At 71.6% G+C, this 25,954-nt stretch carries 27 protein-coding genes; 17 read left to right on the plus strand and 10 right to left on the minus strand.

Annotated elements, in window-relative coordinates; genetic code table 11:
- Positions 1–170: 170 nt before the first annotated feature.
- Complete coding sequence (locus NMN56_RS20520; RefSeq protein ID WP_274046608.1) at positions 171–1,007, plus strand: Scr1 family TA system antitoxin-like transcriptional regulator; 837 nt, start codon at positions 171–173, stop codon at positions 1,005–1,007.
- The gene (locus NMN56_RS20525; protein WP_274046607.1) at positions 983–1,180 is read left to right on the plus strand and encodes a DUF397 domain-containing protein; all 198 of its coding nucleotides are present in this window, start codon (positions 983–985) and stop codon (positions 1,178–1,180) included. Before NMN56_RS20520 ends, NMN56_RS20525 begins: the two co-directional genes overlap by 25 nt.
- A gap of 96 nt (positions 1,181–1,276) precedes the next feature.
- Here NMN56_RS20525 and NMN56_RS20530 read toward each other — a convergent pair whose 3' ends face one another.
- A complete protein-coding gene (locus NMN56_RS20530; protein ID WP_274046606.1) occupies positions 1,277–2,089 on the minus strand; it encodes an SAM-dependent methyltransferase in 813 nt (270 codons plus the stop codon).
- Positions 2,090–2,311: 222 nt separating this feature from the next.
- Here NMN56_RS20530 and NMN56_RS20535 point away from each other — a divergent pair, with 222 nt between their 5' ends.
- From NMN56_RS20535 to NMN56_RS20545, 3 genes are all read left to right on the plus strand, one after another.
- Positions 2,312–3,253 carry a cytidylyltransferase family protein gene (locus NMN56_RS20535; protein ID WP_274046605.1) on the plus strand — a complete coding sequence of 314 codons (942 nt, stop codon included), beginning with the start codon at positions 2,312–2,314 and terminating at the stop codon, positions 3,251–3,253.
- A 230-nt stretch (positions 3,254–3,483) separates the two neighbouring features.
- Positions 3,484–4,656, plus strand: a complete 1,173-nt coding sequence (locus tag NMN56_RS20540) for a carboxylate-amine ligase (protein ID WP_274046604.1) — start codon at positions 3,484–3,486, stop codon at positions 4,654–4,656.
- A 313-nt stretch (positions 4,657–4,969) separates the two neighbouring features.
- The gene (locus NMN56_RS20545) at positions 4,970–6,208 is read left to right on the plus strand and encodes an MFS transporter (protein ID WP_274046603.1); all 1,239 of its coding nucleotides are present in this window, start codon (positions 4,970–4,972) and stop codon (positions 6,206–6,208) included.
- A gap of 64 nt (positions 6,209–6,272) precedes the next feature.
- Here NMN56_RS20545 and NMN56_RS20550 read toward each other — a convergent pair whose 3' ends face one another.
- Positions 6,273–6,440 carry a hypothetical protein gene (locus tag NMN56_RS20550; RefSeq protein ID WP_274046602.1) on the minus strand — a complete coding sequence of 56 codons (168 nt, stop codon included), beginning with the start codon at positions 6,438–6,440 and terminating at the stop codon, positions 6,273–6,275.
- Positions 6,441–6,464: 24 nt separating this feature from the next.
- The gene (locus NMN56_RS20555; RefSeq protein ID WP_274046601.1) at positions 6,465–6,821 is read right to left on the minus strand and encodes a PRC-barrel domain-containing protein; all 357 of its coding nucleotides are present in this window, start codon (positions 6,819–6,821) and stop codon (positions 6,465–6,467) included.
- 174 nt (positions 6,822–6,995) lie between these two features.
- Between NMN56_RS20555 and NMN56_RS20560 the strand changes: the two genes are divergently transcribed.
- From NMN56_RS20560 to NMN56_RS20575, 4 genes are all read left to right on the plus strand, one after another.
- Positions 6,996–7,340 carry a hypothetical protein gene (locus NMN56_RS20560; RefSeq protein ID WP_274046600.1) on the plus strand — a complete coding sequence of 115 codons (345 nt, stop codon included), beginning with the start codon at positions 6,996–6,998 and terminating at the stop codon, positions 7,338–7,340.
- Between the two features lie 267 nt (positions 7,341–7,607).
- A complete protein-coding gene (locus NMN56_RS20565) occupies positions 7,608–8,954 on the plus strand; it encodes an ABC transporter substrate-binding protein (RefSeq protein WP_274046599.1) in 1,347 nt (448 codons plus the stop codon).
- Positions 8,944–9,804: a carbohydrate ABC transporter permease gene (locus NMN56_RS20570; RefSeq protein ID WP_274046598.1), complete on the plus strand. Its 861-nt coding sequence runs from the start codon at positions 8,944–8,946 to the stop codon at positions 9,802–9,804. Before NMN56_RS20565 ends, NMN56_RS20570 begins: the two co-directional genes overlap by 11 nt.
- 37 nt (positions 9,805–9,841) lie before the next feature.
- Positions 9,842–10,669, plus strand: a complete 828-nt coding sequence (locus NMN56_RS20575) for a carbohydrate ABC transporter permease (RefSeq protein WP_274046596.1) — start codon at positions 9,842–9,844, stop codon at positions 10,667–10,669.
- 77 nt (positions 10,670–10,746) lie between these two features.
- Here the strand turns inward: NMN56_RS20575 and NMN56_RS20580 are convergent, their stop codons facing one another.
- From NMN56_RS20580 to NMN56_RS20595, 4 genes are all read right to left on the minus strand, one after another.
- A complete protein-coding gene (locus tag NMN56_RS20580) occupies positions 10,747–12,246 on the minus strand; it encodes a sensor histidine kinase (RefSeq protein WP_274046595.1) in 1,500 nt (499 codons plus the stop codon).
- A complete protein-coding gene (locus NMN56_RS20585; RefSeq protein ID WP_274046633.1) occupies positions 12,243–12,953 on the minus strand; it encodes a response regulator transcription factor in 711 nt (236 codons plus the stop codon). The genes NMN56_RS20580 and NMN56_RS20585 overlap by 4 nt, the downstream gene beginning before the upstream one ends.
- A gap of 156 nt (positions 12,954–13,109) precedes the next feature.
- Positions 13,110–13,964, minus strand: a complete 855-nt coding sequence (locus NMN56_RS20590) for an ABC transporter permease (RefSeq protein ID WP_274046594.1) — start codon at positions 13,962–13,964, stop codon at positions 13,110–13,112.
- Positions 13,961–14,875: an ABC transporter ATP-binding protein gene (locus NMN56_RS20595; RefSeq protein ID WP_274046593.1), complete on the minus strand. Its 915-nt coding sequence runs from the start codon at positions 14,873–14,875 to the stop codon at positions 13,961–13,963. The genes NMN56_RS20590 and NMN56_RS20595 overlap by 4 nt, the downstream gene beginning before the upstream one ends.
- 320 nt (positions 14,876–15,195) lie before the next feature.
- Between NMN56_RS20595 and NMN56_RS20600 the strand changes: the two genes are divergently transcribed.
- From NMN56_RS20600 to NMN56_RS20610, 3 genes are read left to right on the plus strand one after another with little or no spacing between them, the layout of a single operon-like run.
- Positions 15,196–15,570: a hypothetical protein gene (locus NMN56_RS20600; RefSeq protein ID WP_274046592.1), complete on the plus strand. Its 375-nt coding sequence runs from the start codon at positions 15,196–15,198 to the stop codon at positions 15,568–15,570.
- Positions 15,571–15,627: 57 nt separating this feature from the next.
- Entirely contained in the window at positions 15,628–16,248 is a 621-nt protein-coding gene (locus NMN56_RS20605; protein ID WP_274046591.1) for a carbonic anhydrase, read from the plus strand.
- 8 nt (positions 16,249–16,256) lie between these two features.
- The gene (locus NMN56_RS20610; protein ID WP_274046590.1) at positions 16,257–17,759 is read left to right on the plus strand and encodes a SulP family inorganic anion transporter; all 1,503 of its coding nucleotides are present in this window, start codon (positions 16,257–16,259) and stop codon (positions 17,757–17,759) included.
- A gap of 6 nt (positions 17,760–17,765) precedes the next feature.
- Here the strand turns inward: NMN56_RS20610 and NMN56_RS20615 are convergent, their stop codons facing one another.
- Positions 17,766–17,987, minus strand: a complete 222-nt coding sequence (locus tag NMN56_RS20615; RefSeq protein ID WP_274046589.1) for a hypothetical protein — start codon at positions 17,985–17,987, stop codon at positions 17,766–17,768.
- 136 nt (positions 17,988–18,123) lie between these two features.
- On the opposite strand from NMN56_RS20615, the gene NMN56_RS20620 reads away from it, so the two are divergent.
- Positions 18,124–18,906 carry an SDR family NAD(P)-dependent oxidoreductase gene (locus NMN56_RS20620; RefSeq protein ID WP_274046588.1) on the plus strand — a complete coding sequence of 261 codons (783 nt, stop codon included), beginning with the start codon at positions 18,124–18,126 and terminating at the stop codon, positions 18,904–18,906.
- A gap of 59 nt (positions 18,907–18,965) precedes the next feature.
- Positions 18,966–20,249: a glycosyltransferase gene (locus tag NMN56_RS20625; RefSeq protein ID WP_274046587.1), complete on the plus strand. Its 1,284-nt coding sequence runs from the start codon at positions 18,966–18,968 to the stop codon at positions 20,247–20,249.
- Positions 20,250–20,275: 26 nt separating this feature from the next.
- Here NMN56_RS20625 and NMN56_RS20630 read toward each other — a convergent pair whose 3' ends face one another.
- Positions 20,276–20,962 (minus strand): GIDE domain-containing protein, encoded by a 687-nt coding sequence (locus tag NMN56_RS20630; protein WP_274046586.1) that lies wholly within the window; start codon positions 20,960–20,962, stop codon positions 20,276–20,278.
- An 80-nt stretch (positions 20,963–21,042) separates the two neighbouring features.
- Positions 21,043–21,240 (minus strand): twin-arginine translocase TatA/TatE family subunit, encoded by a 198-nt coding sequence (locus NMN56_RS20635; protein ID WP_274046585.1) that lies wholly within the window; start codon positions 21,238–21,240, stop codon positions 21,043–21,045.
- A gap of 418 nt (positions 21,241–21,658) precedes the next feature.
- Here NMN56_RS20635 and NMN56_RS20640 point away from each other — a divergent pair, with 418 nt between their 5' ends.
- The 3 genes from NMN56_RS20640 to NMN56_RS20650 all read left to right on the plus strand — a co-directional run bounded on the left by NMN56_RS20640 (position 21,659) and on the right by NMN56_RS20650 (position 25,920).
- Positions 21,659–22,030, plus strand: coding sequence for an ArsR/SmtB family transcription factor (locus NMN56_RS20640; RefSeq protein ID WP_274046584.1), 372 nt, complete (start codon positions 21,659–21,661; stop codon positions 22,028–22,030).
- A gap of 106 nt (positions 22,031–22,136) precedes the next feature.
- Positions 22,137–25,226, plus strand: coding sequence for a P-type ATPase actuator domain-containing protein (locus NMN56_RS20645; protein ID WP_274046583.1), 3,090 nt, complete (start codon positions 22,137–22,139; stop codon positions 25,224–25,226).
- On the plus strand, positions 25,219–25,920 hold the full coding sequence (locus tag NMN56_RS20650; protein WP_274046582.1) for a lytic transglycosylase domain-containing protein: 702 nt from the start codon (positions 25,219–25,221) through the stop codon (positions 25,918–25,920). Before NMN56_RS20645 ends, NMN56_RS20650 begins: the two co-directional genes overlap by 8 nt.
- Positions 25,921–25,954: the final 34 nt, after the last annotated feature.

Consider the following 25,954-nt stretch of genomic DNA (forward strand, 5'->3'; position numbering starts at 1 on the left):
CGTTCTCCATTTCCAGGTCCGTTCCATGCCGGCGTCGGGGGTGCGTGTCAAGGCTGCAACGCGATCCGACGTGCTGAACAGCGTGCCGATGTAGGGTTTTTGCGGATTCCTACGGAGAAGGGAAGGGGCGGGTGGACCAAGCGAGCAGCAGGGCCAATCCCCTGCAAGGGATGACCAGTCGTGCCCCGAGCGCATTGGGGTTCTTGACGCTGAAGTTGGAGGAACTGCGTAAGGAACGGGGCCTCTCCTTCGAGGCGCTTGGCAAGCAGATCGGCTATGACCGTGCCGACCTGCACAAGCTGGAGAAGGGCACGAAACTCTGCTCCACGTACGTGATCGGAAAACTCGACGGGTTCTACGGAACCGGTGACATGTTGAGCATGCTGTACGAACTGGCCAAGAAAGAGGGCCTGCTCGACACCTACAACGCGTACAGAAGGTTGGAGGGCAGCGCCGCCGTCCTACATCAGTACGCGATGGGGAGCATGCCGGGGTTGCTCCAGACGGAGGCGTATACCCGCACTCTGCTTCGAACGGCTCCCGCCTGGGACGAGCGGGAGGTGGAGGCGACGGTCGCGGACCGGAGCAACCGTCAGCAGCGGCTCACTGGACCAGAGCCGGTGCACTACCGGGCCATCCTGGATGAGTCGTGCCTGCGCCGGATGCCGGCGGCTGACGGCTCGGAGGAGATCCGGGCAGGGCAACTCGCACGCCTTGTGGAAGTGGCGCAGTTGCCGAACGTCGCGATCGAAGTCCTGCCGTACGCTGCGGGGCTCCACAACCTGATGGACAGCAATCTGATTCTGCTGTGGCAGCCTGCCGGGCAGCATCACGCGTACCAGGAGAGCAGCCACTCAGCGCGACTGGTGGAGGAAGCGAAAGCCGTGGCTGAACTGCGGCTGTCCTACGATGCTTTGAGAAACGCGACGCTCCGGCCCGGTGAGTCGCTGGAGTTCCTGCGACAGATGGAGGCATGTACGACATGCTCATCCCCCGACCCGACCTGACCGCCGCACAGTGGCGGAAGTCCAGCTACAGCAACGCCCAGGGGGCCGAGTGCGTGGAAGTCGCCGACGGCTTCCCCGGCGTTGTTCCCGTCCGCGACAGCAAAGTCCCGCACGGGCCTGCACTGATCATCCCGTCGGCAGCGTGGTCCGCGTTCGTGGAGTCTGTGAAGTAGCCGAACCCGTTGCCTGCCAGCACGTCGTCGGACGCCGCGCCGCGTCAGGCGCTCTTGGGCGGCGCCGGGTGACCGTCGCCGCCCCGCACGCCCGGGCTACGGCTTGCGGCCGACGCCGCCGTACGCGTCCACGGGGGCCGCGTCCGTGAGGGGGGCCACCTCGCGTCGCCAGTCGGGGCAGGGGACGACGCCGGGTTCCACCAGTTCGAGGCCCTCGAAGTAGCCGGCCATCTGCTCGGGTGTGCGCAGGTGGTAGACGACGCCGCCGCCCTCGTTGTCCTCGTTGTGCGCCTGCTGGGCCTCCAGCAGCTCCGCGTTGGTTGCCGTGCCGTCGCAGACCAGCAGGTAACTGCCGGAGGGCAGCGCATTGAGCAGGTCGGCGACGATGGCGCGGGCCTCCTCGTAGTCGGCGACGTGTCCGAGGATGCCGCTGAGAATGAGCGCGACGGGGCGCTCGAAGTCGAGGGTCCTGCGGGCCCGTTGGAGGATGGTGGCCGGGGCGCGCAGATCGGCGTCGAGGTAGTCGGTCACGCCGTCGGGGTGGCTGGTCAGCAGCGCGTGCGCGTGCAGCAGCACCAGCGGGTCGTTGTCCACGTAGACGATGCGCGCCGCGGGATTGACCCGCTGGGCGACCTGGTGGGTGTTGTCGACGGTCGGCAGGCCCGTGCCGACGTCGAGGAACTGGTCGATCCCCGCCTCGCCCGCCAGGTGGCGGATGGCGCGCGCGAGGAAGTGGCGGAAGGCCCGTGCGTTGTCGACGATGCCGGGGAACGCCTCGCGGAACTGTTCCCCCGCGACGCGGTCCACCTCGTAGTGGTCCTTGCCGCCGAGCCAGTAGTTCCAGATCCGGGCCGAGTGCGGCTCGGTGGTGCTGATCTGTGCCGACTGCTCGTCGTGAGCGTCTGTCATGGGAACTCCGCGCGTCGGGCCTGCTGTTGCCGCCGCCCAACCTAGCGAACGGCCCCGGGGGAGTTCGCACGGGTGTGCCTCCACCCCGGCGCACGCGGCGGCCCGCGGGCAGCGGTGCGGCATCGGCAGCACGCGGTGCGGCATCGGCGGCAACGGGGCGTCCGGTCGGGAACCGTGGCCTGACAGGGTCGCGTCCCCCGGGAGACCGTCGAAAGGACGCCCATGAGGATCGACGCACGCCGCCCGGACGGGCGGTCGCCGTACGGCAGGCCGCTGAGGCCGTACACGCCGATGCGGCGACGGCTGCGTGAGGACGAATGGCCGCCACTGGGCGAGGTGTTGCGCGGGCGGCGGGAGCAGATACCCCGCGGGCTGCTGCTGGTGCTGCTCCTCCCGTGCCTGTGGTGGCTGACCGTGCCTCTGCTGGCCGGGTACCAACTGGCCCGCCCGGCCCGCCGTATGGCGCGACGGATCTTCCCCGTACACCCGGCAGGGCACGTCGAGGACACGGCGGTGCGCCGGGTGCAGCGGGTGCGGGCCTGGGTGGCCCTCGGCATGTCGGTGGTGCTGCTCGTCGGGTTCGGTGGCTGGCAGGACGTGGGGGACGCACAGGCGCAGCTCCTGCAACGGCTGGTGCTCGCGCCGTGGTTGGCGCTGCTGAGTGCGGCGGTGGTGATGGCGGTGTTCTTCTGCGTGGCCAGGCCCGGGACGCGGCGGGCCATGCGGACGCGGTTGCGGCCGGCCGGCCGGTCGGCCCTGTGGTACTTCGGCGCCTGGGCGCTGGTGCCGCTGCTGTTCATGGCGGCGGCCAAGGGGACGGCTCTGCTGCCCAACAGCTTCATCGGGAAGTCAGGGCTGCTGCTCATGGTGGTCGTGATGTTCGTGAGCTTCGCGTTCTGGGCGCCGTTCTGGGGGGTGATCTTCTTCCTCTGCTTCGCCTCCGCTCCGGCGCTGCGCCATGCCTTCAACCTGACCGCCGTGCACGCGGCGCTGCCCGCGCTGGTCACCTCCGTCCTGGTCTGGATTTTCGCCTTCCTCGGCCTGTCGACGGGCGGTCTGCCGCCGGGCCCGGTGCCGCTCGCGGTCGGTGCGCTCCTCGGTGGCCCGGTGTCGGTGACAGCGGTGGCCTGGTGGGAGATCCACCGGCTGCGGCAGCGGAGTTAGGGCCCTTCTGACGGAACGTGCCGGGCTCGCCGCCGCGCGGCTCCGTGTCCCGCGGGTCTGCACCCCGCGGGTCTGCACCCCGCGGCTCTGCACCCTGCGGCGGGCGCACAGCCCCGAAGCGGCGCGCCGGCACCACCGGGGTCAGCGGTGCAGCGGTGCCTGACCAGGACCCCACGGGCACCAGCAGACATCAACGGGCAGGACGGCAACGGGCGTGCGAGGCTGCGGGTGTGACAGAGAACTCGCCAGGAGGGCCGGCGCCCGGTGTACGGACCGCTACGGGCCTCCGCCCGGCTGGGCGCCGGACGACCACTTTCGGCGTGGAGGAGGAGTACCTGCTGATCGCCGCGGACAGCCTGCGGCCCGCGCCGCTCAACAGCCGGGTACTGGCCGAGGCACGCGCCGCGCTGGGGAGCGGTCCCGGTGATCTGTCGCCGGAACTGCTGCGGTCGCAGATCGAAATCGCCACGCCCGTGTGCCGGGAGCTGGGCGAAGTGGCCGGGCACCTGGGGCGGCTGCGCCGCCTGGTCGGCGACGCCGCTGCGGCCGTCGGATGCCGGGTGGCGGCGACCGGGGCGGCGCCGGAGCAGGGCCCTGGCCCGGTCCTGGTGACGCAGGGCGTGCCGTTCGACGACCTGTCCGCCGATACCCCGCCGTTCATCCATCAGCACATGATCAACGGCATGCACGTCCACGTCGGCGTCGAGGACCGGAACCTGGGCGTCCAGGTGCTCAACGGACTGCGTCCATGGCTGCCGGCGCTGACGGCCATGGCCGCCAACTCGCCGCTGTGGAACGGGCGGGACACCGGTTTCTCCAGTTGGCGCACCGTCGCGTACGGGCGGTGGCCGGTCGCCGGTCCGCAACCGTTCTTCCGCGACGCCGGCGACTATCAGGCCCGTACGGCGGCACTGATCGAGGCCGGCGTGATCCGCGGCAGGGGCCAGCTCTACTGGCAGGCGCGGCTGTCCGACCGCTACCCCACGGTCGAGGTCCGCGCCATGGACACCCAGTTGACCGCCGAGGAAGCGGTGATGTTCGCCGGCCTGACCAAGGCACTGGTGACGACCCTGGCGGAACAGGCCCGCCGGGGACGGAAGCCGCGAAGCGTACCGCAGGAGCTGCTGTCGGCAGCGGTCTGGCGTGGTGCGCGCGACGGGCTGGACACGTCCTTGCCCGATCCGGAGACCGCGCGGTCGGCGCCGGGCGCCGAGGTCGTCGGGGCGCTGATGGAGCTGGTCGCACCGGCATTGGAGGACACGGGAGACCTGGACCGGGTGGCCGGTTCCGTGGCACGCCTGCTCAGGGACGGTACGGGCGCCGCGCGGCAGCGGGCCGCCCTGGAAGGCGACGGCGGCCCGGCGGCGCTGGCCGAGCTGCTGACCGCCGGGACCGGCTGCTGACCTGCGGCCCGTACGGAGGCGACGCACTGTCAACTTGTCGATGCGCACGCGGCCGGAACGCCCATTCCCTTCGCCGTAGAGCCTGATCCGGGCCGGTGGCCATCGGGGCCGGTATGGCTCGCTGCCCCTGTCCTCGATGATCCGGGGGCGCCGGCGCCGGTCCCGGGGCACCCTCGCTCTGCTAGGTTCGCCCGCATGTTCCTCTCCCGTGCATAGGAGCCCGTGCCGGCCGCGCCCCTAGGGCGGGGCCCTCAGCGCCCCCGCACGTGTGCGCCCTCACTTCGGGCGCCGGCTCCCCGAGGAACAGACACCCATGCCTTCGCCTTCCACGGCCCCGTCGTACGCGACTGTGCTGCGCACCCGCCATGCCTGCCGCACGTTCGGTGCGGCGCTGCTGGGCCGGCTCTCCTACGGAATGTTCAATCTGTCGCTGGTGCTGGCGGCCAGAGAGGCCACCGGCTCCTACGCCGTCGCCGGTACCGTCATGGCCCTGTACGGGCTGACCGGTGTCTGCCTCTCGCCTGCGCGTGCCGGTCTGATCGACCGCTACGGGCCCCGCCGGGCGCTGCCACCCATGGCAGCCGCCTTCGCGCTGCTGCTGATCGCGCTGGCCTTCGCGACCTCGCGGTCGGGCACGTCAGGAGTCCTGTTGGGGGTGCTTGCCGTGACCGCGGGCGCCAGTGTGCCGCCGCTCGGGCCCGTGATGCGGAAACTGTGGAGCGACCTGGTTCCCGACAAGCGGCTGCTGCAGCGCGCGTACAGCCTGGACTCCGTCGCCGAGGAACTGCTCCTCGTCACTGGGCCGTTGCTGGTGGGCCTGCTGATCACGGTCACGGTCCCCTCGGCAGGGCTCGCGGTGAGCGCCGCACTCGTCCTGACCGGCTCGCTGCTCCTGGTCTCCTCGCCCGCCGTCCGCGGCAGCGCCGGACACGGGAGGAGCCGCGCCGTTGCCGTACCGTCCCAGCAGCCGGGCCCCGGCGCTGAAACGGTGCCGGGGCGGCGACGTGCGCTGCGAGCCGACCCCGGGTTCCGGCAGGCGGTCGCGGTCTCGGCCGCCGTGGGCATGGGCCTGGGTGCTTTCGATCTCCTGGTGATCGCCTTCGCCGACGAGCGGCACGCCCCCGAGACGGTGGCCTGGACCCTGGCCGCGCTGTCGGCGGGCAGCGCGATCGGCGGCCTGGCCTACGGAGCCGTGCCCTGGCGTGCCTCCAGCAGGCTGCGGCTGCCGCTCCTCGCCGCGGCGCTGGGCCTGTCGCTGGCCGCGACGGGACTCGCCCCGCACTCTTACGTGCTCATCGCGTGCGCCGCACTCTCCGGGCTGTTCGTCGCCCCCGCTCTCACCACCGCGTATCTGATCGCCGACGAGTCGGCGGGCCCAGCCTTTCGGACCCGCGCGGGCGCCTGGGTCAACACCGCCTTCAACGCCGGTTCTTCGGGCGCGACAGCCGCCACGGGATTCCTGGTGGGCCGCCTCCCCCTGTCCCTGTGCTTCGCACTCGCCGCTGCGCCGGCGGTGCTGTCGGCGGCAACGGCCCTGAAGCGGCCCCGCTGAGCGCGCCGGCTCAACCCGGGGCCCTCCAGGGCACGTTGGGGGCGGGGGCCCGCGCCTCCCGCGGTCAGCGGGTGGGGCGCCTGCCGGCGCGGCGGAAGCGGAAGGCCCCGTACGCCAGGGCGACGACCAGCACGACGATGCCGATGACGAACAGGTACAGCAGTCCCTTGACCACCGTGCCGAAGATGCCCAGCACGATCGCCACAAGGACCAGGAACAGGAACAGCGCCATGGTGCGTCCCTCCTGCCGTGCGGCTCAGCGCCTGGCGAGACGGCGCTCCCCGCCGGCGCCGGGCGCGTACGCCAGGTCGTAGTGGGCGAAGACGGACTCCTCGTCCTCGGCCGCCAGCACATCGTCGGTGCCCATCGAGGGCGCGTCCTTGACGACGCTCTTCGGGTAGCGGACCTTCAGGTACTCGGGGCCGACCTTCGCACCGTTCAGCGGGACGAAGACCAGCCGGTGCCGCGTGGGCACTCCCACGGTGACGGTGGCGAACGAGGGCTCGTCGGTGCCGGTGTCCACGTAAACGGACTCCATCGTGCCGATCTTGTGGCCGCCGTCGTCGACCACATCCTGACCGCGCCACTCCCGGATGTCCTCTGGCTCGAACATCTGCGCCTCCACGGACGGGCTTGTTCCCCCATGTTCCCACCGTTGTGCCACTTCGGCGCCCCGAGCTTCTGACCTGCGAAATCACCGCCGCTCTTTCGTGTGAAGCCGGCATCTCCCGGGGGCTCGCGGGCAGTGAAGTGAGGCTCGGAAAACCTGGATGAGAGGAAAACCCTCATGCGTCTCCGCCACACCGTCGCCGCGGGTCTCGGCGCCCTCACGCTGGCCCTGACCGTACCGGCCTCGGCCGGTGCGACCTCCGGACAGTTCTCGTACCTGTACGAGACCCACTCGGGGCCCGAGCCCTACACCCTCGTGGACCCGCCCAGCCATGAGTGCCTCACCCTCCCGCAGGCCGCCGACCCGCACAGCCAGCCGCCTGCGCACAGCCCCCGCAACCGCACGGCCTCCAGGGCCGTGGTCTACGACGGCCCCGACTGCACAGGACAGAGCTTCGCCCTCCGCGCCCACACCGGATACGGCACGGAACGGCTGAAGGTGCGCTCCGTCTACTTCGAGTAAGGGCTCTGCTTCGAGCAGGGGCGCCGCTTCGGGCAAGGGCGCTCCTTCGGGTAAGGCGCGCATACGTCCTGTGAGCCGTACGGCCCGCACGGAGGGAGCGGAAACGGAGGGCGGTCGCCGCGTGCGCCCGCCCTCCGCCGTGCGAGGGCCGGTGCGGAGGGACGCGGTACGAAGGGCGCACAAGGGCTGGTGGGGGCCGCTCACCGCTGGTACGTTCCGGTGCGCTCCGGGCGCGCTCGGCGCCGCTCCCTCCCGCGAAGGAGGACCATGACGGACACCAGGTTCCAGCGGCGGCGCCGCCGCGTCCCGACGGCCGTGTGCACCCTCGCCCTCGCCCTGCTCCTCACCGCCTGCACGGCGCTCACCCCGGGCAGCGACACGGGAGGCAACGGGCCCAGGACGGTGCCCCGTTCGACGGCGGTGCCCGACGAGGACATCACGCTGCGGCTCACCTTCGCCGACGCGCCGGTGATGGTCGACGCGCTGATCGCCGCGTTCAGGAAGAAGCATCCGCGGATCACCATCGAGCCGTCGTACACGCAGTTCGCCGACTACGTGAAGAACATCAAGCTCTCCATGGCCTCCGAAACGGCGCCCGACATCGCACAGTTCGCCGTGGGCATGGACGACATCGCGGCACGCGGCGACATCCTCGACCTGGCCCCGTACCGGGACACCTACGGCTGGGACCGCGACTTCCCCGCAGCCAACCTCGAACAGCTCTCCGGTTCAGGGGAACAGGCCACCACCGGGCGGCACTTGTACGGCGTCCCCGCGGGACTGTCCATGACCGGGATCTACTACAACAAGGAACTGGCGGCGAAGGCAGGGATCACCGGGCCGCCCAAGACGCTCGCCGAGTTCGAGCGGCAGCTGGCCGCGGTCAAGGAGGCCGGGATGACCCCGCTGGGCGTCGGCGCACTCGACTCCGGAGGGCTGCATCTGTGGGCTGCCCTCGTCAACAACATGATGCCGCCCCGCGACTACCGCGACTGGGTCAAGGGCGCCGACGGTGCCACCATCAAGACGAAGGAGACCCTGGCGGCCACCGACAAGCTCACCGAGTGGAGCCGCAAGGGGTACTTCAACGAGTCGGCCAACGGCACGGGGCAGGTCGACTCGACGGGCCAGTTCACGCGCGGCGACAGCGTCTTCCTCATCAACGGCAACTGGGCCGCGGGTCAGTTGGCGCAGGCCATGGGCGACAAGGCCGGCTTCTTCCTGATGCCGGGCGAGAAGCCCTCGGCCCGTGCCGTCTCGTCCGGATTCAGCGTCTCCTACGCCATCTCCTCGCGTACCGAGCACCCCGAGGCAGCGGGCGCCTTCCTCGACTTCCTCGGTTCCCCCGAGGCCGCGAAGATCGTCGTCGCCAACGGCTTCCTGCCGCCCGACGCCGGAGCCGTACCCACCCCCAAGGGCGTGCTCGGCGAGGTGGCGCGCGAGCACAAGCGGGTCACGGCCGACGAGGGGATGAACCACTTCCCCGACTTCACCGCGCCCAACATGCTCGATCCGCTGCGCGCCGGCGTGCAGAAGCTGATCGCCGGACGCGTCTCCCCCGGCGGCTACCTCGACTCGCTCCAAGCGGTATGGAAGGAGCGAAATGGGAAATAAGTGGCGCGGCTATCTGTTCGTGCTGCCCGCGCTCGCCGTCTATCTGGCGTTCGCCGTCCTGCCCGCGCTGCACACGGCGTACCTGTCCTTCTTCGACTGGGACGGGGTCACCCTGGGCAGCTGGACGGGCCTGGACAACTACGCCGAGGTCTTCCAGGACCCGGGACTGCGCGGCTCGGTGCTCAACGCGCTGGTCCTCGTCGTGTTCTTCGCGTTCCTGCCCATCCTGATGGGGCTGGCCATGACGGGCCTGCTGGCCCGCCACCGCAGACCCGGAATGGCCGCTTTCCGGCTGCTGTTCATGCTTCCGCAGGTCGTCCCGCTCGTCGCCGTCGGCGTGACCTGGCGCTGGCTGTACGGGGACGACGGCGTGCTCAACGAGACGCTGAGCGGCATCGGACTCGGCGGGGTGACCCGCGCCTGGCTGGGCGACTTCGACTGGGCGCTGGTCGCTGTGGGCGTCGTCGGCACATGGGTGCTCAGCGGCCTGTGCATGATGCTCTTCCTCAGCGGCGTCCAGAAGATCGACACCCATCTGTACGAGGCCGCCAGGCTCGACGGCGCGGGCGCCGTCAGGGAGTTCGTCTCGGTGACGCTCCCCCACCTGCGCGGCGAGATCGCCGTTGCCCTGACCGTGACGACGGTCGCTGCACTCGCCAGCTTCGACATCGTCTACGTCACCACCGGCGGCGGCCCCGGCGAGGAGACGACGGTGCCGGGACTGCTCGTCTACCGGCTGGCGTTCTCCGACGGCAAGGTCGGCCTGGCCTCGGCGCTGGGCGTCGTGCTCAGCCTGCTGATCCTGGTACTCGTCTACGTCATCAACCGACTGTCCAGGGACGAGAGATGAACGCTGACGAGCCGGCGACGAAGGTCGAGGGGGAGCGATGAACACAGCGCCGCGCGCCGAGCGCTGGTCCGGGTACGCGCTGCTGACGGTGCTGGCCATCGCCGTGATCGTCCCGTTCCTGAGCGTCTTCCTGGCCTCCATGCAGCCCTCGGGCGAGCCGGTGGTGGGGATGGCGTGGCCGGAACAGTGGAGCCTGGAGAACTACCGGAACGCGTGGTCGGTGGCCGGGTTCTCCGAGCTGATGCGCTCCAGCCTGATCATCGCGGTCGGCGTGGTGCCCGCCTCGCTGGTGCTCGCGGCACTGGCCGGATACGCGCTGGGCACCATGCGGCTGCCGGGCGGGAACGCGGTGGCGGCACTGTTCATCGCGGGGCTGACCATTCCGGTCGAACTCATCGTCGTACCGCTCTACTTCGACCTGCGCACCGTGGGCCTGAGCGACTCCTACCTCGGCGTGATCCTGGTGGAGATCGCGCTGTTCATGCCGTTCAGCGTCTTCTGGATGCGCACGCACTTCCGTACGACACCGCAGTCGCTGGTGGAGGCGGCCCGTATCGACGGTGCCTCCTCGGCAACGATCCTCTTCCGGGTGCTCCTGCCACTGGCGCGTCCGCCGCTGATGACACTGGGGCTGCTGGTCTTCATGTGGTCGTGGAACCAGTTCCTGCTGGTGCTGGTGCTCATCCAGGACGCCACCAAGCGCACGGCGCCGGCGGGTCTCGGCTTCTTCGTCGGCCAGAACAACACCGATGTGCCGATGCTCGCGGCCGGCACCATCATCGTGATGCTGCCGATCACCCTCCTCTACCTCCTCTTCCAGCGCAGCTTCGTCTCCGGGCTGCTCCAGGGAGCGTTCAAGGGTTAGGGCCCTTCTGACGGATCTTGCCGGGCTCGGGGTCCCTCCTGGCGGGGCGCCTCTTCGGCGCGGCAGGCGCCGCTTCTTCAAGGGGCGGCCGTGTCCTCCAGCGGCGGCAGCGTCAGGCGGAAGCGGGCTCCCGCGCCGGGGGAGGTCTCCAGTTCGACGTCGCCGCCCTGGGCCCGTGCGAGGGAGCGGGCGATGGCGAGCCCGAGCCCCGCTCCGGCGCCGCCCGAGCGGTTCCGGGAGCGGTCGGCACGGTAGAAGCGGTCGAAGACGCGGCCCGCCTGCCCGGCCGTCAACCCCGGCCCCTCGTCGACCACTTCGAGCACGGAGCGGCCGTCCGCCGTGCCGACACCGATACGGACCGGGGTGCCCGGCGGCGTGTGCGCTGCGGCGTTGCCCACGAGGTTGGCGACGACCTGCCGCAGCCTGGCCTCGTCGGCGTACACCTGAGCCGGCCCGAGCGGGCCGCCGCCGGGCCCCGTCAGCTCGACCGGCCGCGTCGGGTCGAGGGCACGCAGATCGTGCCGCGCGTCGTTGGCGAGGGTGCGCAGATCCGTCGGGGCCCGGTCGAGCTGCCCTTCGGGCGCCTCGTCGAGCTGGGCGAGCAGCAGCAGGTCCTGGGTGAGTGCCGTGAGGCGGGTGGCCTCGCCGTCGATGCGGCGCATCGTCTCGTCGACGTCGGCCCGTTCGGGCATCGCACCCATCCGGTACAGCTCGGTCGAGCCCTTGATGCCGAACAGCGGGGTACGCAGCTCATGGCTGACGTCCCAGACGAAGGCGCGCATCCTGGCCTCGGACGCCGCCCTGTCGGCGAAGGCGCTTTCGAGCTGGCCGAGCATGGTGTTGAGCGACGCGGCGAGGTGCCCGATCTCGGTGCCGCGCGGTGCGAGCGCCGGGACGCGCCGGGCGAGGTCGCCGCCGGCGATGGCCGCCGCCGTGTGCTCGATCCGGCGCAGCGGTCGCAGCCCGCGGCCGAGAGCGAACCAGCCGACGACCGTCAGCAGGACGAGCAGCACGGCGCCGCTGACGACGCTGCTCCTGCGGAGACGGGCGATGGTGGCATCGGCCTCGGTGAGGGGCGCCGCCGCGACCACCGTTCCCTCCCTGCCGACGGTCCCGCGCGCGACGGCCCGCCAGCGTCCCGAGTCGTCGGCCGCGCGCAGGCCGACCGCCGTACCGTCGGCGGGGACCGCACGCAGCTCGCGGCGCGGGGGCACGGTCGCGCGGTCCAGCCGCGGTGAGTGCGCGTCCCCCACCACCCTGCCGTCGGCGTCCAGGTACAGCAGATAAGGGGCGCCGAACAGGTCCAGCCCGGAACCGAGCAGTTCGGGGTGACCGGGGGTCTTCCCCACCTGGGACAGCCCCTCGTCCGGCACCCGGGAGATGAGCTCGGTGAGCGAGCGCAACTGGCTGTCGAGCCGGCCGAGCTGGTAGCTCTCCAGGCGGTCCGAGACGACCGCGCTGATGAGGCTCAGCCCGGCCAGCAGCAGACACACGGTGAGCAGCAGCAGCCTGGCCCGCAGCGAGAGCCCGCGCAGCGGATGCCTCAACGGCGCGAGCCCGCGCAGCGGTTGCCTCACCGCCGGGGCGCCCGCAGCACGAAGCCCACGCCGTGCACGGTGTGGATGAGCTTGGGCTCTTCGACGTCCACCTTGCGCCGCAGATACGAGATGTAGGTGTCGACGATGCTGGCGTCCCCTCCGAAGTCGTAGCGCCACACCCGGTCGAGGATCTGCGCCTTGGACACCACGCGGCCCGCGTTCTCCATCAGGTAGCGCAGCAGCCTGAACTCGGTGGGCGAGACCCGCACGGGTCGCCCCGCACGGGTCACCTGGTGCCCCTCGGCGTCGAGTGCGAGCGTGCCCACCGTCAGCACGTCGGACCGGTGGCCGGCGGTTCGGCGGAGGATGGCGCGGATGCGGGCGATCAGTTCCTCCAGGTCGAAGGGCTTGGTCACATAGTCGTCGGCGCCGAGGGAGAGCCCGGTGACCTTGTCGGCCTGCCGGTCCCTGGCGGTGAGGAAGAGGACCGGCACCAGCACGCCAGGGCTCTCGGGGCGCTGCTCACGAAGCCGCCTGACCACCTCGAAGCCGTCCATGTCCGGCAGCATCACGTCGAGCAGCACCAGATCGGGCGGCTCCTCGGTGGCGGCGGCGACCGCCTCGGTGCCGGTGGCCGCCGAGGTCACCCGGAACCCGGCGAAGCGCAGTGTCGCGGAGAGCAGTTCGCGTACGGTCGCCTCGTCCTCCACCACCAGCAGCCGTTGGGCCTCGGTTCCGGGCGTCATCGCCTGACCTGTTCCTTCCACGTGCGTCAGGATACGGAGCGCCGGTCGGGCAGCCCTGCGAACGAGCGGACGGCTGCGTACCGTCGACGGGGCCGACCGGCGACGAGCAGCGGTCCCCCCGCCGCGACGGGGCCCAGCGCGCGTCCCTAGGGCCCTTCACACGTCGCGGCGCCGGAAGACGAGGAACGCCGCGGCCAGTACGGCGGCGATCCCGAGGCACATTCCGCCCAGGTTCAGCCAGGGGTGCGGGTAGGCGGGGTCCGTGACCGTCGTGAAGACCGCGGCAGCGCCCTTGGTCGGCCAGTAGTCGAACAGGCCCTGGAGCCACGAGGGGAAGAGGCCCGAGACGGCGGGCACCAGGAAGACGATCCCCACCAGGGTGGCGAGCGCGCCGGCCGTGGCCCGCATGAGCGTGCCGAGGCCGACGGCGAGCAGGGCGATTGCCGCGAGGTAGAGGCCGCCGCCCGTGACGGCTGAGAGCACTCCGGGGTCGCCGAGCGCCGCGCCTGGCACGTGCTGTCCGCTCAGGAGGAGCTGTCCGAGGAAGAACGAGGAGAACATCAGTACCTGGCCGGCCACCATGGCGACGGCGGTGGCCACCACCACCTTGGCAGCCAGCAGCCGGTGCCTGCGGGGCGTGGCGGTCAGCGATGTCCGCATCAGGCCGGTCGCGTACTCGGAGGTGACGACCAGGATGCCCAGGACCGCGATGACCAACTGGGCGACGATGTACGTCGTCAGGCTGAGGCCGGCCGGGTCCCATGCGGCCCGCTCGGCGGCCGTACCGCCCGTGTAGTCCTGTCCGGCCGAACTCATCGAGAGCGCCGTGATGCCGAGCCCGACCGTCAGGAGGCAGGCGAGCGTGTACCAGGTGGAGCGCAGGCTGCGGAGCTTGATCCACTCCGCGCGCAGTGTGTGCGCGAAGGTCACCACGGGCGTCCCCGGCGCCCGGGGTGCCTCCCACGCGTCGGGCTCCTCGGGCACTCCGGGCGCGGTGGCGAGCGTGGTCATGCGGTGGCTCCCTGGTACTCGACGCTGTCCTTGGTCAGTTCCATGAAGGCGTCCTCCAACGAGGGCTGTTGCGGGGAGAGTTCGCCGAGCGTGACGCGGTGGTACGCGGCGAGCCTGCCGATCTCGTCGCTGGTCATGCCGGACACCAGGAGCGAGGGTTCGGGCCCTTGCCGCACGGTGGCTCCGGCCGCGGTCAGCCGGAGCGCGAAGGCACCGGCCTCGGGCGTACGGACGAGCACCGTGCCCCCGCCGTTGGCGCGCAGGAACTCGCTCATGCCGGTGTCGGCGATGAGCCGGCCACGGCCGATGACGACCAGGTGATCCGCGGTCTGCGCCATCTCGCTCATGAGGTGGCTGGAGACGAGTACCGCCCGGCCTTCGCGGGCGAGCGAGCGCATGAAGTCCCGTATCCAGCGGATGCCTTCGGGATCGAGCCCGTTCACCGGCTCGTCGAAGATCAGCACGCGCGGGTCGCCGAGCAGTGCCGACGCGATGCCGAGCCGCTGCCGCATGCCGAGCGAGAACCCGCCGGCCCGCTTGCCCGCCACGCTCTCCAGTCCGGTCCTGGCCAGCACCTCCTCGACCCGGCGCCGGGGAAGGCCGTTGCTCACGGCGAGTGCGTGCAGGTGGTCGTACGCCTTGCGACTGCCGTGGACGGCGGCGGCGTCGAGCAGCGCGCCCACCTCGGTCAGTGGCACGGGAAGGTCGCGGTAGTCGCGGTCACCGAGGGTCGCGGAGCCCGCTGTGGGGGCGGCCAGGCCCATGATGATCCTCATGGTCGTGGACTTGCCCGCCCCGTTCGGGCCGAGAAAGCCGGTCACCTGCCCGGGTTCCACGGTGAACGACAGGTCGTCCACCACGGTGTCGGGCCCGTACCGCTTGGTCAGGCCCCTTACGTGAATCGTTGTCATGAGCGAGAGCCTGGCGGGCCGTGCCGACCGGTTTCTGAGAGCTTCTGGGAGGACCCTGAGAGTCCGGCGCCCCGGCGAGGCCCGGCAGCACCTGAGCGCGCCGCCGCGCGCCCCACTCACAGAGAACTCTGAGGGCCGCCGGCACGTCATCGGGCACCGATGACCCGCCCTGCCCTCCTGATCCGGTGATCCGGACGATGCGCAACGGGAGTTCACCCGGCGTTCACCGCGCGCACCGTGGTCCGTCACAGGCCGCGGGTGACCATGGAGTCTCCCGTAGATCTTGCGTTTCCCGCAGGTCCCGAACCCGGAGGAGGAGGATGCGAAGCGGTGTGACCGTGCGGCGTGCGTGCGCGTACGCCGTCGCGCTGGTGCTCTCCCTCCTGCTGGCGGGCGCGGGAACGGTGGCGCAGGAGGCGCAGGCCGCCCAGAGCCGCGCCGCCTCGGTCCAGGAGAGCGCGTCCCCGCCTGCCGGGGAGACGGAGCAGGAGCACGCCGACTGCCACGCGCGCGGCGCGGCACGCGCAGCGGCGGCGCCGCCCGTGCCCGGTGAGAGGCCCCGCAAGCCATGGGAGCCCCGCGACCACGCCTTCGAGGAGCGCCGGGGCAAGGGCGCCCCCGCGACGGGGAGCGCCGGGATGCCGTGGCGCAGATCCGTCGGCGTGCCCGTACTGCATCAGGTGTTCCGGCACTGAGGGGCGTTCCACGCCCACGTGTCCGCACCGTACCTACCCCCACGCGAGGTAGTCCTCATGCAGTCCCTCATACCCCACGTCCGTAACTTCCCTTCCCATGTCAGCGGCCGTGCCGAGGAGCGCGAGAGCTTCGGGAAGCTCGCCCAGGGCCAGGCGCCCGAGGCCCTGTTCATCACCTGCTCCGACGCGCGGGTGGTGCCCGCCGTGTTCACCGGGGCCCGCCCCGGCCAGCTCTTCGAGCTGCGTACGGCGGGCAACGCCGTGCCGCCCTACGGCGGCCAAGCGCACCCCAGCGGTGAGGCGGCGACCATCGAGTACGCCGTCAGCGTGCTCCGCGTACCCGAGGTCGTCGTGTGCGGGCACTCGCACTGCGGCGCCGTCGGCGCGCGGGTGCGCGGCGACGACCTGGCGGCCGTGCCGGCCGTCGCCGGCTGGCTGGAGGCGCAGCTCGCCGCTCCGGCCGAACTCGCGGCCGGGAGCGGGGAGGAGGCACAGGCCGATGTGGCAGCCGCCGTGCAGCGGCACGTACGTGCCCAGTTGGCGCGGCTGCGCGGCTACCCGTGCGTCGCGGAGCGGGAGGCGGCGGGGCAGCTCAGGCTGCGCGGCTGGTTCTACGCCATCGACACCGGGCTTGTCCTCGAACACCAGCCGCACGCCGACGCCTTTCTGCCCCTCTGAGGACCGCCATGACCCCCACTCCCCTTCTCACGAAACTCAATCCCTTCCGCAGCCGGGGCACGCTCAGGGCCGATCTGACCGCTTCCGTCGTCGTCTTCCTGGTCGCGCTGCCGCTCTGCGTCGGCGTGGCCGTCGCCTCCGGTGTACCGGCCGAACTCGGCCTGATCACCGGGATCGTGGGCGGCCTGGTCACCGGCTTCCTGCCGGGCAGCAGCCTCCAGGTGAGCGGTCCCGCCGCCGGACTGACCGTGCTGGTGTACGAGGCCGTACAGGCCCACGGCCTCGCGGGGCTCGGCGTGCTGGTGCTCGCCTCCGGGCTGATCCAGATCGCACTGGGCGCGCTGCGGCTGGGCCGCTGGTTCCGGGCGATCTCCGTCTCGGTCGTCCAGGGCATGCTGGCCGGCATCGGCCTGGTGCTGATCGCGGGACAGCTCTACGCGCTCGCCGACGCGACGGCGCCCAGCAGTGGCCCCGACAAGATCCTCGGGCTGGCCTCGCTCGTCGGGAAAACCGTCGGCGACTCCACGGCACTGACCGCTGCCGGCATCGGTGTGGCCACGGTGCTCGTACTGGTGCTGTGGCCCAGGTGGAAGGCGGGTGCGCGGGCGCTGCCCGCACCGCTGGCCGCGGTACTGCTGGCCACGGGTGCGACGGCCGCTCTCGGCCTGCCCGTGGCGCGCGTCGAGGTCACCGGGCTGCTCCAGGCCGTACAGCCGCCCGGCCTGGGCGACTTCGCCGGGCTGGCCTCTGCCGGGATGCTCGGGACAGTGCTCGCGTTCACGCTGATCGCCTCGGCCGAGTCGCTGTTCTCCGCCGCCGCCGTCGACCGGCTGCACGACGGTCCGCGTACCGACTACGACAAGGAGCTGATGGCACAGGGCGCGGGCAACACCGTGTGCGGGGCGCTGGGCGCGCTGCCCATGACGGCGGTCATCGTGCGCAGTTCGGCCAATGTGTCGGCCGGCGCGCGCACGAAGGTCTCCCGCGTGCTGCACGGGGTGTGGCTGCTGCTGTTCGCCGCGGCCTTCCCCGCGGCCCTGGAGCTGATCCCCGTCGCCGCGCTGGCCGGTGTGCTGGTGCACGCGGGCTGGAAGCTCCTCCCGGTACGGGACCTGGCGCCCATGTGGCGCGAGCACCGGGCCGAGGCCGTGGTGCTGGCGGTGACCGCGCTGGCGATCGTGGCCACGGACATGTTCCAGGGGGTACTGCTGGGGCTGCTCACGGCCGTCGTCAAGACCGCATGGGAGACCTCGCACATCCACGTGGAGACCGAGGACCCGGGCCCCGGACACCCCCTGCGGGTCCTGGTGCTGGGCAACGCGACGTTCCTGCGACTGCCGAAGCTCCAGGACCAACTGGACGCGCTGCCCACCGACCGTACGGTCGAACTCCGCCTGGACGGGCTGCGGCACATGGACCACGCGTGCGGTCTGGCGCTGTCCACCTGGGAGGAGCGACACAACAGGACGGTGCGGGCCGCCTCACGCACCGGTGAGCGCATACCGGGCTGAGACGGCTCAACTGCCCACTGGTGAACGCGCGTTGGCCCTCGCGGCGCCTCGCTGCCCCACCGCGAGGAAGGAGCGCTCCAGCGCGGGCGCGAGGACCTTCGGGCCGGCCATGTGGTTCTGGCCCGCGAGGACACGGCGTTCGGCGCCCGCTACCTGCGCGGCCACGGCGTCGCCGGCCCGGAGGAGGAAGTCCGGGCCGGCGTCGCGCGTGAACACCGGGCGGGGCACGTGATCCGAGCGAGGCGCCGCACGGGCCCGGGGAGAGGGCTCAGCAGCGGGGAGACGCGCTTGCGGGCACCCGCTCGCCTGGTGGCTGCCCGCTCCACCGGCCCGCCTGCTCCAACGGCGTTCCTAAGATGGGCCGATGACGCGATACGAGGGCTACGGAGTCATGGTGACGGGCGCGGGCCGGGGCATCGGGGAGGCGGTAGCGCGGCGCTTCGCGGCCGAGGGAGCGCGGGTCCTGGTCACCGACCGCTACCCGGAGCGGGCCGCCGCCGTGGCGGAGGCCATCGGCGCGGGCGGCGGCACGGCGGAGCCGTACGCGTGCGATGTCACCGACGGTGCCGGGGTCCAGGCGGCCGTCACCCACGCGGCCGAGGTCTTCGGCAGCCTCGACGTACTGGTCAACAACGCCCACTCCTGCCACATGGACACCGAACGGTTCGAGGAGGGCCAGGAGGCGCCGTGGTACGAGGACTTCGAGGTCACGCTGCACGGCGCGGCCCGCTGCACCCGCGCGGCGCTGCCGCATCTGGCGGCGGCCGGCGGACGGGGCTGCGTCGTCAACATCGGCTCGGTCAACGCGGAGCAGCACTACGGCGATCACGCCTACAGCGCCGCGAAGGCGGGCCTCGCCTCGCTCACCCGTACGCTCGCCGTCGAGTCGGCACCGCGCGGCGTACGGGTCAACCTCGTCGAGCCCGGCACCGTACGCACCGACGTGTGGCGCGACCGCGCACGCGCGCTCGAACTGCTCGCTGAGCACTACCCGTTGGGCCGCGTCGGTGAGCCCGCCGACATCGCGGCGGCCGTCGCCTTCCTCGCCTCCCCCGACGCGGCCTGGATCACCGGCGTCACCCTCCCCGTCGACGGCGGGCTCCTGGTGAGCAACCTGGCGATGCACCGCGCGATGTCGGGCCACTGACGCCCGCCGGCTCCGCGTCGCACTCCCCTCTTCTGCCGCGAGGGGGCGATACTTGTGCGATGCGTGTTGCGGTGATGACAGCGGGTTCACGGGGAGACATCGCTCCCTACACGGGGCTGGCGCACGGCCTGGCCAAGGCGGGGCACAGGGTGACGGTCGCCACCCACGGCTCGTTCGGGCCGCTGGTGAAGGCGACCGGAGTGGACTTCCACCCCTTGCCCGTCGATCCACGGGCCGAGCTGGAGTCGGGGCGTGGCCGTGCGCTGCACGACAGCGCGTCGGGCCCCGGCAAAATACTGCGACTGGTCGGAATGGCACGCGCCCTGGTCGGCGACATGGTGCCGCCCCTGGTGGAGGTGGCGCGGGCGAACGATGTCCTGCTCCTCTCCAGTTCACTGGCCCCGCTGGGCCACGCCATCGGCCAGTGCCTCGGCGTACCCACCATGGGCGTCTTCCTCCAACCCCTGCACGCCACAAGGGAGTTCGGCCCCTCCGTACTGGGTGGCCGCTCCTGGGGCCCCGTGGGCAACAAACTGGCCGGGCGCATGGTCAGCGGGGCCGTCGACCAGGTCTTCGCCGACGCCGTCCGTACAACGGTCCGCGAGGTGTTCGCCCTCCCCCGCGGCACGGCCCGCACCGCCGGCCACCGCGCACGCGAGCGCCACCGCTGGCCCGTGCACCACGGCTTCAGCCCTCTGGTGGTGCCCCGCCCCGACGACTGGCGCAGCGGCCTGACCGTCTCCGGATACTGGTGGCCCTACGACACACCGGACGCCCAACTACCCCCGCACGTACGCCAGTTCCTGGACGCGGGCCCTCCCCCGGTCTTCGTCGGCCTGGGCAGCGCCACCGTCCCCGAACCCCGACGCACCACCACCCTGGTCGTTCGCGCCCTGCGCGCCGCGGGGCTGCGCGGCGTACTCCAGCGCGGCTGGGCGGGCCTGGGAACCGACGCAGGCACGGACAGGAACGGCACACACGAGGACGTACTCACCATCGACGAGATCCCGCACGCACTGCTCTTCCCGAAGATGGCCGCCGTGGTGCACCACTGCGGTGCGGGCACGACGGCGGCCGGCCTGCGTGCCGGGGTCCCCGCCGTACCCGTGCCCATTCAGTTCGACGGGGGCTTCTGGGCGGCACGCCTGTCGACACTGGGCGTGGCCCCCGACCCCGTCCCCCTGCGCCGCCTCACCTCCGACCGCCTGGCCGCCGCACTGACGGTCGCCACCCGCCGCCCCTCTCACGCACGCCGAGCCACCGAACTGGCCACGAAACTACGGGAGGAGGACGGCGTGGCCCCCGTACTGGCAGCGATCGAGCGCCTTGCCGCACGGCAGTGAACCACCCCGGCTGAACGAGGAACCTCTCAGTGGAGGGCGCCGACCACCAGGAGCACAGCGCCCGCGAGCGCGGCGACACCCGTGCCGACACCGAAGCCGAGGACCTTGTTGTTCTCACCCTTGAGCAGTTCACGCTCGGACTTGACCGACATGACGAACAGCCCGCCCTCGGCCGGTGCACCCACGGAGAGCCCACCACCCTCGTCGCTCGCCTCGCCATGGACGTAGAACCGGCTGCCGGGCCGTACGACCCACTCCTCACGCCGGAAGCCGACGGTGCCGCCGCCTCCGCCGAGACGCAACGGGCCGACCCGCACACCGCGCCGACCGCCGGTGTGCGGGTCGAAACGGTCCAAGATCTTCTCGGCGCCCGTGACCTCGCGACTGCCGGGCCGTATCACCGTCTTGCCGGTGGCGTCCTCCACGAAGAACGCGGTGGAACTGGAGAACTCGGACACCTTCTCGGTACGCGTCCTGCGCCGCCGGTTGCCCTTGCCGTCGCGGTAGATCTCCTCGTATTTACGCGTGATCCGGTGCCGGTGCCAGACGCACTCGACACCTTGCAGCTCGGAGCGCAGAGCCCCGTCCTTGTGGGCACGCGCATGACCGGCAACCTCGCTGACGTACCGGAAGTGCCCCGCACCGGCCGACTCGGCAGCGGCCTCGCGCAGGGCGCGCAGATCGCGCGCGGCAAGCGTCTCGGTACTTTCCATCTCCCGGGCACGCGCGTTGGCCGCCCGCGAGAGAAACGCACAGACAACGGCAACGAACAGCCCCCCGACGCCCGCCCAGATCACTGCTTCTCGCGCTCAGCCCGCGTCACCACATTGACGGGCCCCGCACCATCGTCGCCCCGCTTCATCGCCTTGGCCTCGCTCTTGAGAATGCGCGTCGACTTGCCCATGTTCCGGGCGACTTCGGGCAACTTCCTGGCCCCCAGGAGCACAACGGCGACGAGGAGAAGAACGGCAATCTCACTGAGGCCGAACAAGCTGACTCCCTGAGACGGCAACAACAGAGGAGACCCCGCCCCCTCCACGGACCCACAAAACCTAACAGCCACCCCACCTCCCCCACAGCCCCACCCAGGACCGCACCAGACACCCACCGCCCCGACCGGCCAACAAAACTCCAGGGCTGGTCCCCCACGCGGGGCGGGGGGAGTCCTAGAGGGTGGGGGTCCCCCCGGACGGAGTCTGGGGGAGGAGCCCCCCTCTAGCGGGGGGCTGTTGGGGGGCGGAGCCCCCCAACGCCCGGCCGGCGAGGCCAACGGGGAAAGGGGCGAAGCCCCATATACACCAGCATCCTGTAAGGGAAAGACAAGAAACACACAGCAAGGTGCAAAGGGGGCGGAGCCCCACATCGGGTACCCACCGAGCCTCACGCGAAGAGCCGTTAGAGTCACACGCATGGCAGCGGGCAACAGCACACAAAGCGACACCACCGGCGACCCGCCGGCCACCGTGCTGGCGGAAGCCGCAGCCGCCTTCGGCCTGCTCGCCTCACCGGCCCGCCTGCACATCGTCTGGGCACTGGCCCAGGCCGAAAGCGACGTGAGCCACCTGGCCGAACGGGTAGGCGGCGCACTCCCCGCCGTGAGCCAACACCTGGCGAAGCTGAAGCTGGCCGGCCTGGTGCGCTCACGCCGCGAGGGCCGCCGGGTGGTGTACCTGGTGGACGACCCCGACGTGGTGGCCGTCGTACGACTACTGATCGAACGACTCACCCAGCGAACCGTCCCCGTAAACGAACCGGGACGGAACCGTGGCCTGGGCGCCTAACCCGCCCCGCACAGGCGCAGACGCAGACGCAGGCGGCGCAGACGCAGGTACAGGCGGCGCAGACGCAGGCGAACGCACAGGCACCAGCGCACCCAGCGCATCCCGCATGACCTCCCTAGAGGCCCTACGGCACCTGAACACAGGCCCCCGCGGCCTACTGAACGCAGACGCGGACGACAGACTGGCGCGGTACGGCGAGAACACCTTCCCCGGACGCCGTACCCCCTCGTGGCCGGCGCGACTGGCGCACGCGATGCGCGACCCGTTCACAGCGGTCCTGCTGTGCCTGGGACTGGTATCGGCGGTCATCGCCTCATGGGGCACCGCATGCGTGATCGCGGTACTCGTCGTGGTCAGCGGCGCGCTACGGGCCAGCGGCGAGTACCGCGCAGACCGCTCCCTGGCCACGCTCGGCGCACTGCTGCCGACGACGGCGACGGTACGCCGCCGCGCGACCGAGGACGCGCCGCCGGAGACACGCGAGGTCCCCGTCGACCAGCTCGTGCCGGGCGACGTGGTGCGACTGGGCCCCGGCGACCTGGTCCCGGCCGACCTACGGCTGCTCCGCGCGACGGGCCTCACCGTCCACCAGGCCGCACTGACGGGCGAGTCGGCCCCCGTGACCAAACACCCGGTGGAGGCACCAACGACGGCACCACCGGGGGCGCAGGGCACACCCGAAGACGGCGACACGGCATACGCCGCACCCCAACTCTGCTTCCAGGGAAGCAGCGTGGCCTCAGGCAGCGCCACCGGCGTGGTGGTGGCCACAGGCGCGGCCACCCACTTCGCCGACGCCCACCGCGGCGGCCACAGGGGCGCCCACCGAGGCGCCCCCACCCGCCAGCGGGCAAGCGCGTTCGACCGCTCGGTCAACGGGGTCGCCTGGATCCTCATCCGCTTCATGCTGCTCACCCCGCCCCTGGTCCTGATGGCCAACGCGGCACTGCGCGGAAGGGGCCTGGAGACGCTGCCGTTCGCCGTAGCCGTAGCGGTCGGGCTCACCCCGGAGATGCTGCCCGTCGTGGTCACCACGGCGCTGGCACGCGGCGCCTCCGTACTGGCGCGGAGCCGCGAGGTGATCGTGCGGCGACTGCCCGCGCTGCACGACCTGGGCGCCGCCGACGTGCTGTGCACGGACAAGACGGGCACCCTCACACAGGGCCGCCCGGTACTGGACTGCTCGCTCGGCCCGGACGGCGCACCCGATCCCACGGTGGCGCAGTGGGCGGCGCTCAACAGCTTCTGGACCCTGCACCTGGCCGAACTCCCCGTACCTGACGCACTGGACGAGGCCCTGCTGGACCAGCTCCCACCCGACGACGAGGACACAACGGCCGAACCGGCCGAACCCGGCATCGGCGAATGGGAGGGCGTGGCGGCACTCCCCTTCGACCCGGTACGCCGCATCTCCTGCGCGGTCGTACGCGCCCCGTACACCCCGTCCGGCGCGGACACAGGCACGGCGGACACAGTCGCGGCGGACACAGGCACAAGCACAGGAACGAGCACAGGCAGAGACCGAGGCACAGGCAGAGGCGCAGACAGAGGCACCGACACCGTCGTGGTCAAGGGCGCGGCGGAGGACGTACTGGAGCGATGCGCCCTGGAGGAGGGCACGCGGGCCACGCTACGGCAGCGCGCCGCGGCACTGGCCGAGGACGGCCTGCGGGTACTGGCCGTAGCGACGGCCGAACGACGCGCACGCCTGGGCCCGTACGTCCCGGGCGACGAGCGCGGACTGACGTTCCGCGGCTTCGTAGGGCTGCGCGACGCGCTGGTTCCGACGGCGGCCGAGGCGCTGGCCGACCTCGCACGACAGGGCGTCACGGTGAAGGTCCTCACCGGCGACCACCCGGGCACGGCAGCCCGAGCCTGCCGCGACCTGGGACTACTGGCTGAGCCCTGGTCCGGTACCGGTACAGGACCAGGGACTGAGCACACACGACGTGGGGACGACGAGGTCGTCACGGGCGACCGTATCGACGCGCTGGACGACACCGAGCTGGCCGAAGTGGCCTGCCGCTACACGGTGTTCGCACGCTGCACCCCCGCGCACAAGGCCCGAGTGGTCGGCGCCCTGCGCGCACACGGGCACAAGCACGGGCGCGGGCACACGCACAGCCGCGGACACAAGCGCGGCCAAGGGCACGAGCACACGCAAGGGCACGGCCACAAGCGCGGATACACGCACGAGCACGGGCACACGCACACGCAAGGGCACATCACAGGCTTCCTCGGCGACGGCGTCAACGACCTGGCCGCCCTGCACACGGCCGACATCGGCCTGGCTCCGCGCGACGCGGCACCCGTGGCCCGCGAGGCGGCGGACGTGGTGCTCGCGGCGAAGGACCTGACGGCGATCGGCGAGGCCATCGCCACGGGCCGCCGCAGCGGCGGAAACATCGCGTCCTATCTGCGGATCGTCCTCTCCTCCAACCTCGGCAATGTGCTGGCGATGCTGGTGGCCGGGCTGATGCTGCCGTTCCTGCCGATGTTCCCCGCACAGGTGCTGGTGCAGAACCTGTGCTTCGACGCGGCGCAGCTCGCCTTCGCCTTCGACCGCCCCTGCAGGTCGACGCTGCGCGGCCCTACGGTGCTGCGGCCCCGCGCGCTGCTGGGCTTCATCACCGGCTTCGGACTGCTCAACGCGGTCGCCGACCTCGCCACGTTCGCCGTGCTGGGACTGGCACTGCACGGGATGCCGGGCGAGAACTCCCAGGATGTCTTCCACGCGGGCTGGTTCACCGAGAACCTGCTGACACAGGGCATGGTCATGGTGCTGCTGCGCACAGGGCGCGGCGCCGCCTTCGCCCGTACGCCGGGCCCGCTGCGCCTCGCGGTCGCGGGGCTCACGGCCGTCGGCCTGCTGCTGCCGCTCTCTCCGCTGGGCCCACCGCTGGGCATGACGGCGCTGCCGCTCGTGTACTACCCGATGCTCGGGCTGGTACTGGCTCTGTACGGCGGCGCGCTGGTCGCGGCCAGGGCACGCTACGAACGCCGCGCGGCCTCCACCCCGCGCACCGTAGGCGACGATGGGCCCGGTACAACCGGGAACACAAGCGCGAACGCGAACGCGCACGCGAAGTCGAAGCCGAAGACCAAGACGAAGCCGAACGCAAAAACCAAGGCAAAGACCAAGGGGAAGGCGAAGGCGAACGCGGGCGTGGAGCGAGGGGAGGCGGAGGATGGCTGAGGCACGGAAACCATGGGCCTGGTGGGTCATTCCGGTCCTGGTGCTGGTCGTATGGGGGATGGCACGCGGAGGCAAGGACCCTGACGGCGGGCAGGCGAGCCCGCCTGAACGCCCTTCGGGCAGCCCCTCCGCTTCCGGCACGCACTCCCCGTCGCCGGACGAGCCGCCGGCCGGAGGCTCCTCGGCCACGCCACGCAAGGACCGCAACTACGACCCCGCGCGCTACGCGGACCCCGTACGCCGGCACGCCAGAAGCGCGGGGGTCAGCCCCCGGCTGGTGATGGCGATCCTCTACAACGAGGCGTACAAGCCGCACGACCCCGAACTGGAGCGCTCCTGGCAGCGGTTCAAGCCGGACGCGGCGTTCGGCATCGCCAACATGCACCGCGCTGCCTACGAGGAGACCCGCCGCAACCGCGACTTCGCCTCACGCTCCTGGGACGAACTGCCCGACGACCGCGATCTCGCGATCAAGGCCGCCGCATGGCATCTCCACGACCTCGCAGCGCAGCTCGACGCCGCGGGGCAGGACGGCCCGTACACGAAGGACCAGTTGCTGGCGCTCGGCTACAACGCCGGTTCCGGCAACATGCTCGCTTTCGCACGCGGGGCGAAGCCGGGCCGCCAGGCCCAGTCGTACCTGGACCGCCTACGGGACAACTGGAACAAGGCAGGCAAGGCCGTAAGCCCGTAGAGCCGCAGGGCGGCGCGGGCCCAGCAAGATCCGT

Source organism: Streptomyces iconiensis (genome assembly GCF_028657195.3).
In the GTDB taxonomy this organism is placed as follows: domain Bacteria; phylum Actinomycetota; class Actinomycetes; order Streptomycetales; family Streptomycetaceae; genus Streptomyces; species Streptomyces iconiensis.

Coding starts and splice junctions, on each gene's coding strand:
- NMN56_RS20530 (WP_274046606.1), bottom strand. CDS start 2,089: ATGACAGACGCTCACGACGAGCAGTCGGCACAGATCAGCACCACCGAG.
- NMN56_RS20565 (WP_274046599.1), top strand. CDS start 7,608: ATGACGGACACCAGGTTCCAGCGGCGGCGCCGCCGCGTCCCGACGGCC.
- NMN56_RS20555 (WP_274046601.1), bottom strand. CDS start 6,821: ATGTTCGAGCCAGAGGACATCCGGGAGTGGCGCGGTCAGGATGTGGTC.
- NMN56_RS20520 (WP_274046608.1), top strand. CDS start 171: ATGACCAGTCGTGCCCCGAGCGCATTGGGGTTCTTGACGCTGAAGTTG.
- NMN56_RS20545 (WP_274046603.1), top strand. CDS start 4,970: ATGCCTTCGCCTTCCACGGCCCCGTCGTACGCGACTGTGCTGCGCACC.
- NMN56_RS20630 (WP_274046586.1), bottom strand. CDS start 20,962: ATGGAAAGTACCGAGACGCTTGCCGCGCGCGATCTGCGCGCCCTGCGC.
- NMN56_RS20650 (WP_274046582.1), top strand. CDS start 25,219: ATGGCTGAGGCACGGAAACCATGGGCCTGGTGGGTCATTCCGGTCCTG.
- NMN56_RS20560 (WP_274046600.1), top strand. CDS start 6,996: ATGCGTCTCCGCCACACCGTCGCCGCGGGTCTCGGCGCCCTCACGCTG.
- NMN56_RS20620 (WP_274046588.1), top strand. CDS start 18,124: ATGACGCGATACGAGGGCTACGGAGTCATGGTGACGGGCGCGGGCCGG.
- NMN56_RS20625 (WP_274046587.1), top strand. CDS start 18,966: ATGCGTGTTGCGGTGATGACAGCGGGTTCACGGGGAGACATCGCTCCC.
- NMN56_RS20535 (WP_274046605.1), top strand. CDS start 2,312: ATGAGGATCGACGCACGCCGCCCGGACGGGCGGTCGCCGTACGGCAGG.
- NMN56_RS20600 (WP_274046592.1), top strand. CDS start 15,196: ATGCGAAGCGGTGTGACCGTGCGGCGTGCGTGCGCGTACGCCGTCGCG.
- NMN56_RS20525 (WP_274046607.1), top strand. CDS start 983: ATGCTCATCCCCCGACCCGACCTGACCGCCGCACAGTGGCGGAAGTCC.
- NMN56_RS20610 (WP_274046590.1), top strand. CDS start 16,257: ATGACCCCCACTCCCCTTCTCACGAAACTCAATCCCTTCCGCAGCCGG.
- NMN56_RS20595 (WP_274046593.1), bottom strand. CDS start 14,875: ATGACAACGATTCACGTAAGGGGCCTGACCAAGCGGTACGGGCCCGAC.
- NMN56_RS20640 (WP_274046584.1), top strand. CDS start 21,659: ATGGCAGCGGGCAACAGCACACAAAGCGACACCACCGGCGACCCGCCG.
- NMN56_RS20550 (WP_274046602.1), bottom strand. CDS start 6,440: ATGGCGCTGTTCCTGTTCCTGGTCCTTGTGGCGATCGTGCTGGGCATC.
- NMN56_RS20570 (WP_274046598.1), top strand. CDS start 8,944: ATGGGAAATAAGTGGCGCGGCTATCTGTTCGTGCTGCCCGCGCTCGCC.
- NMN56_RS20590 (WP_274046594.1), bottom strand. CDS start 13,964: ATGACCACGCTCGCCACCGCGCCCGGAGTGCCCGAGGAGCCCGACGCG.
- NMN56_RS20575 (WP_274046596.1), top strand. CDS start 9,842: ATGAACACAGCGCCGCGCGCCGAGCGCTGGTCCGGGTACGCGCTGCTG.
- NMN56_RS20605 (WP_274046591.1), top strand. CDS start 15,628: ATGCAGTCCCTCATACCCCACGTCCGTAACTTCCCTTCCCATGTCAGC.
- NMN56_RS20645 (WP_274046583.1), top strand. CDS start 22,137: ATGACCTCCCTAGAGGCCCTACGGCACCTGAACACAGGCCCCCGCGGC.
- NMN56_RS20585 (WP_274046633.1), bottom strand. CDS start 12,953: ATGACGCCCGGAACCGAGGCCCAACGGCTGCTGGTGGTGGAGGACGAG.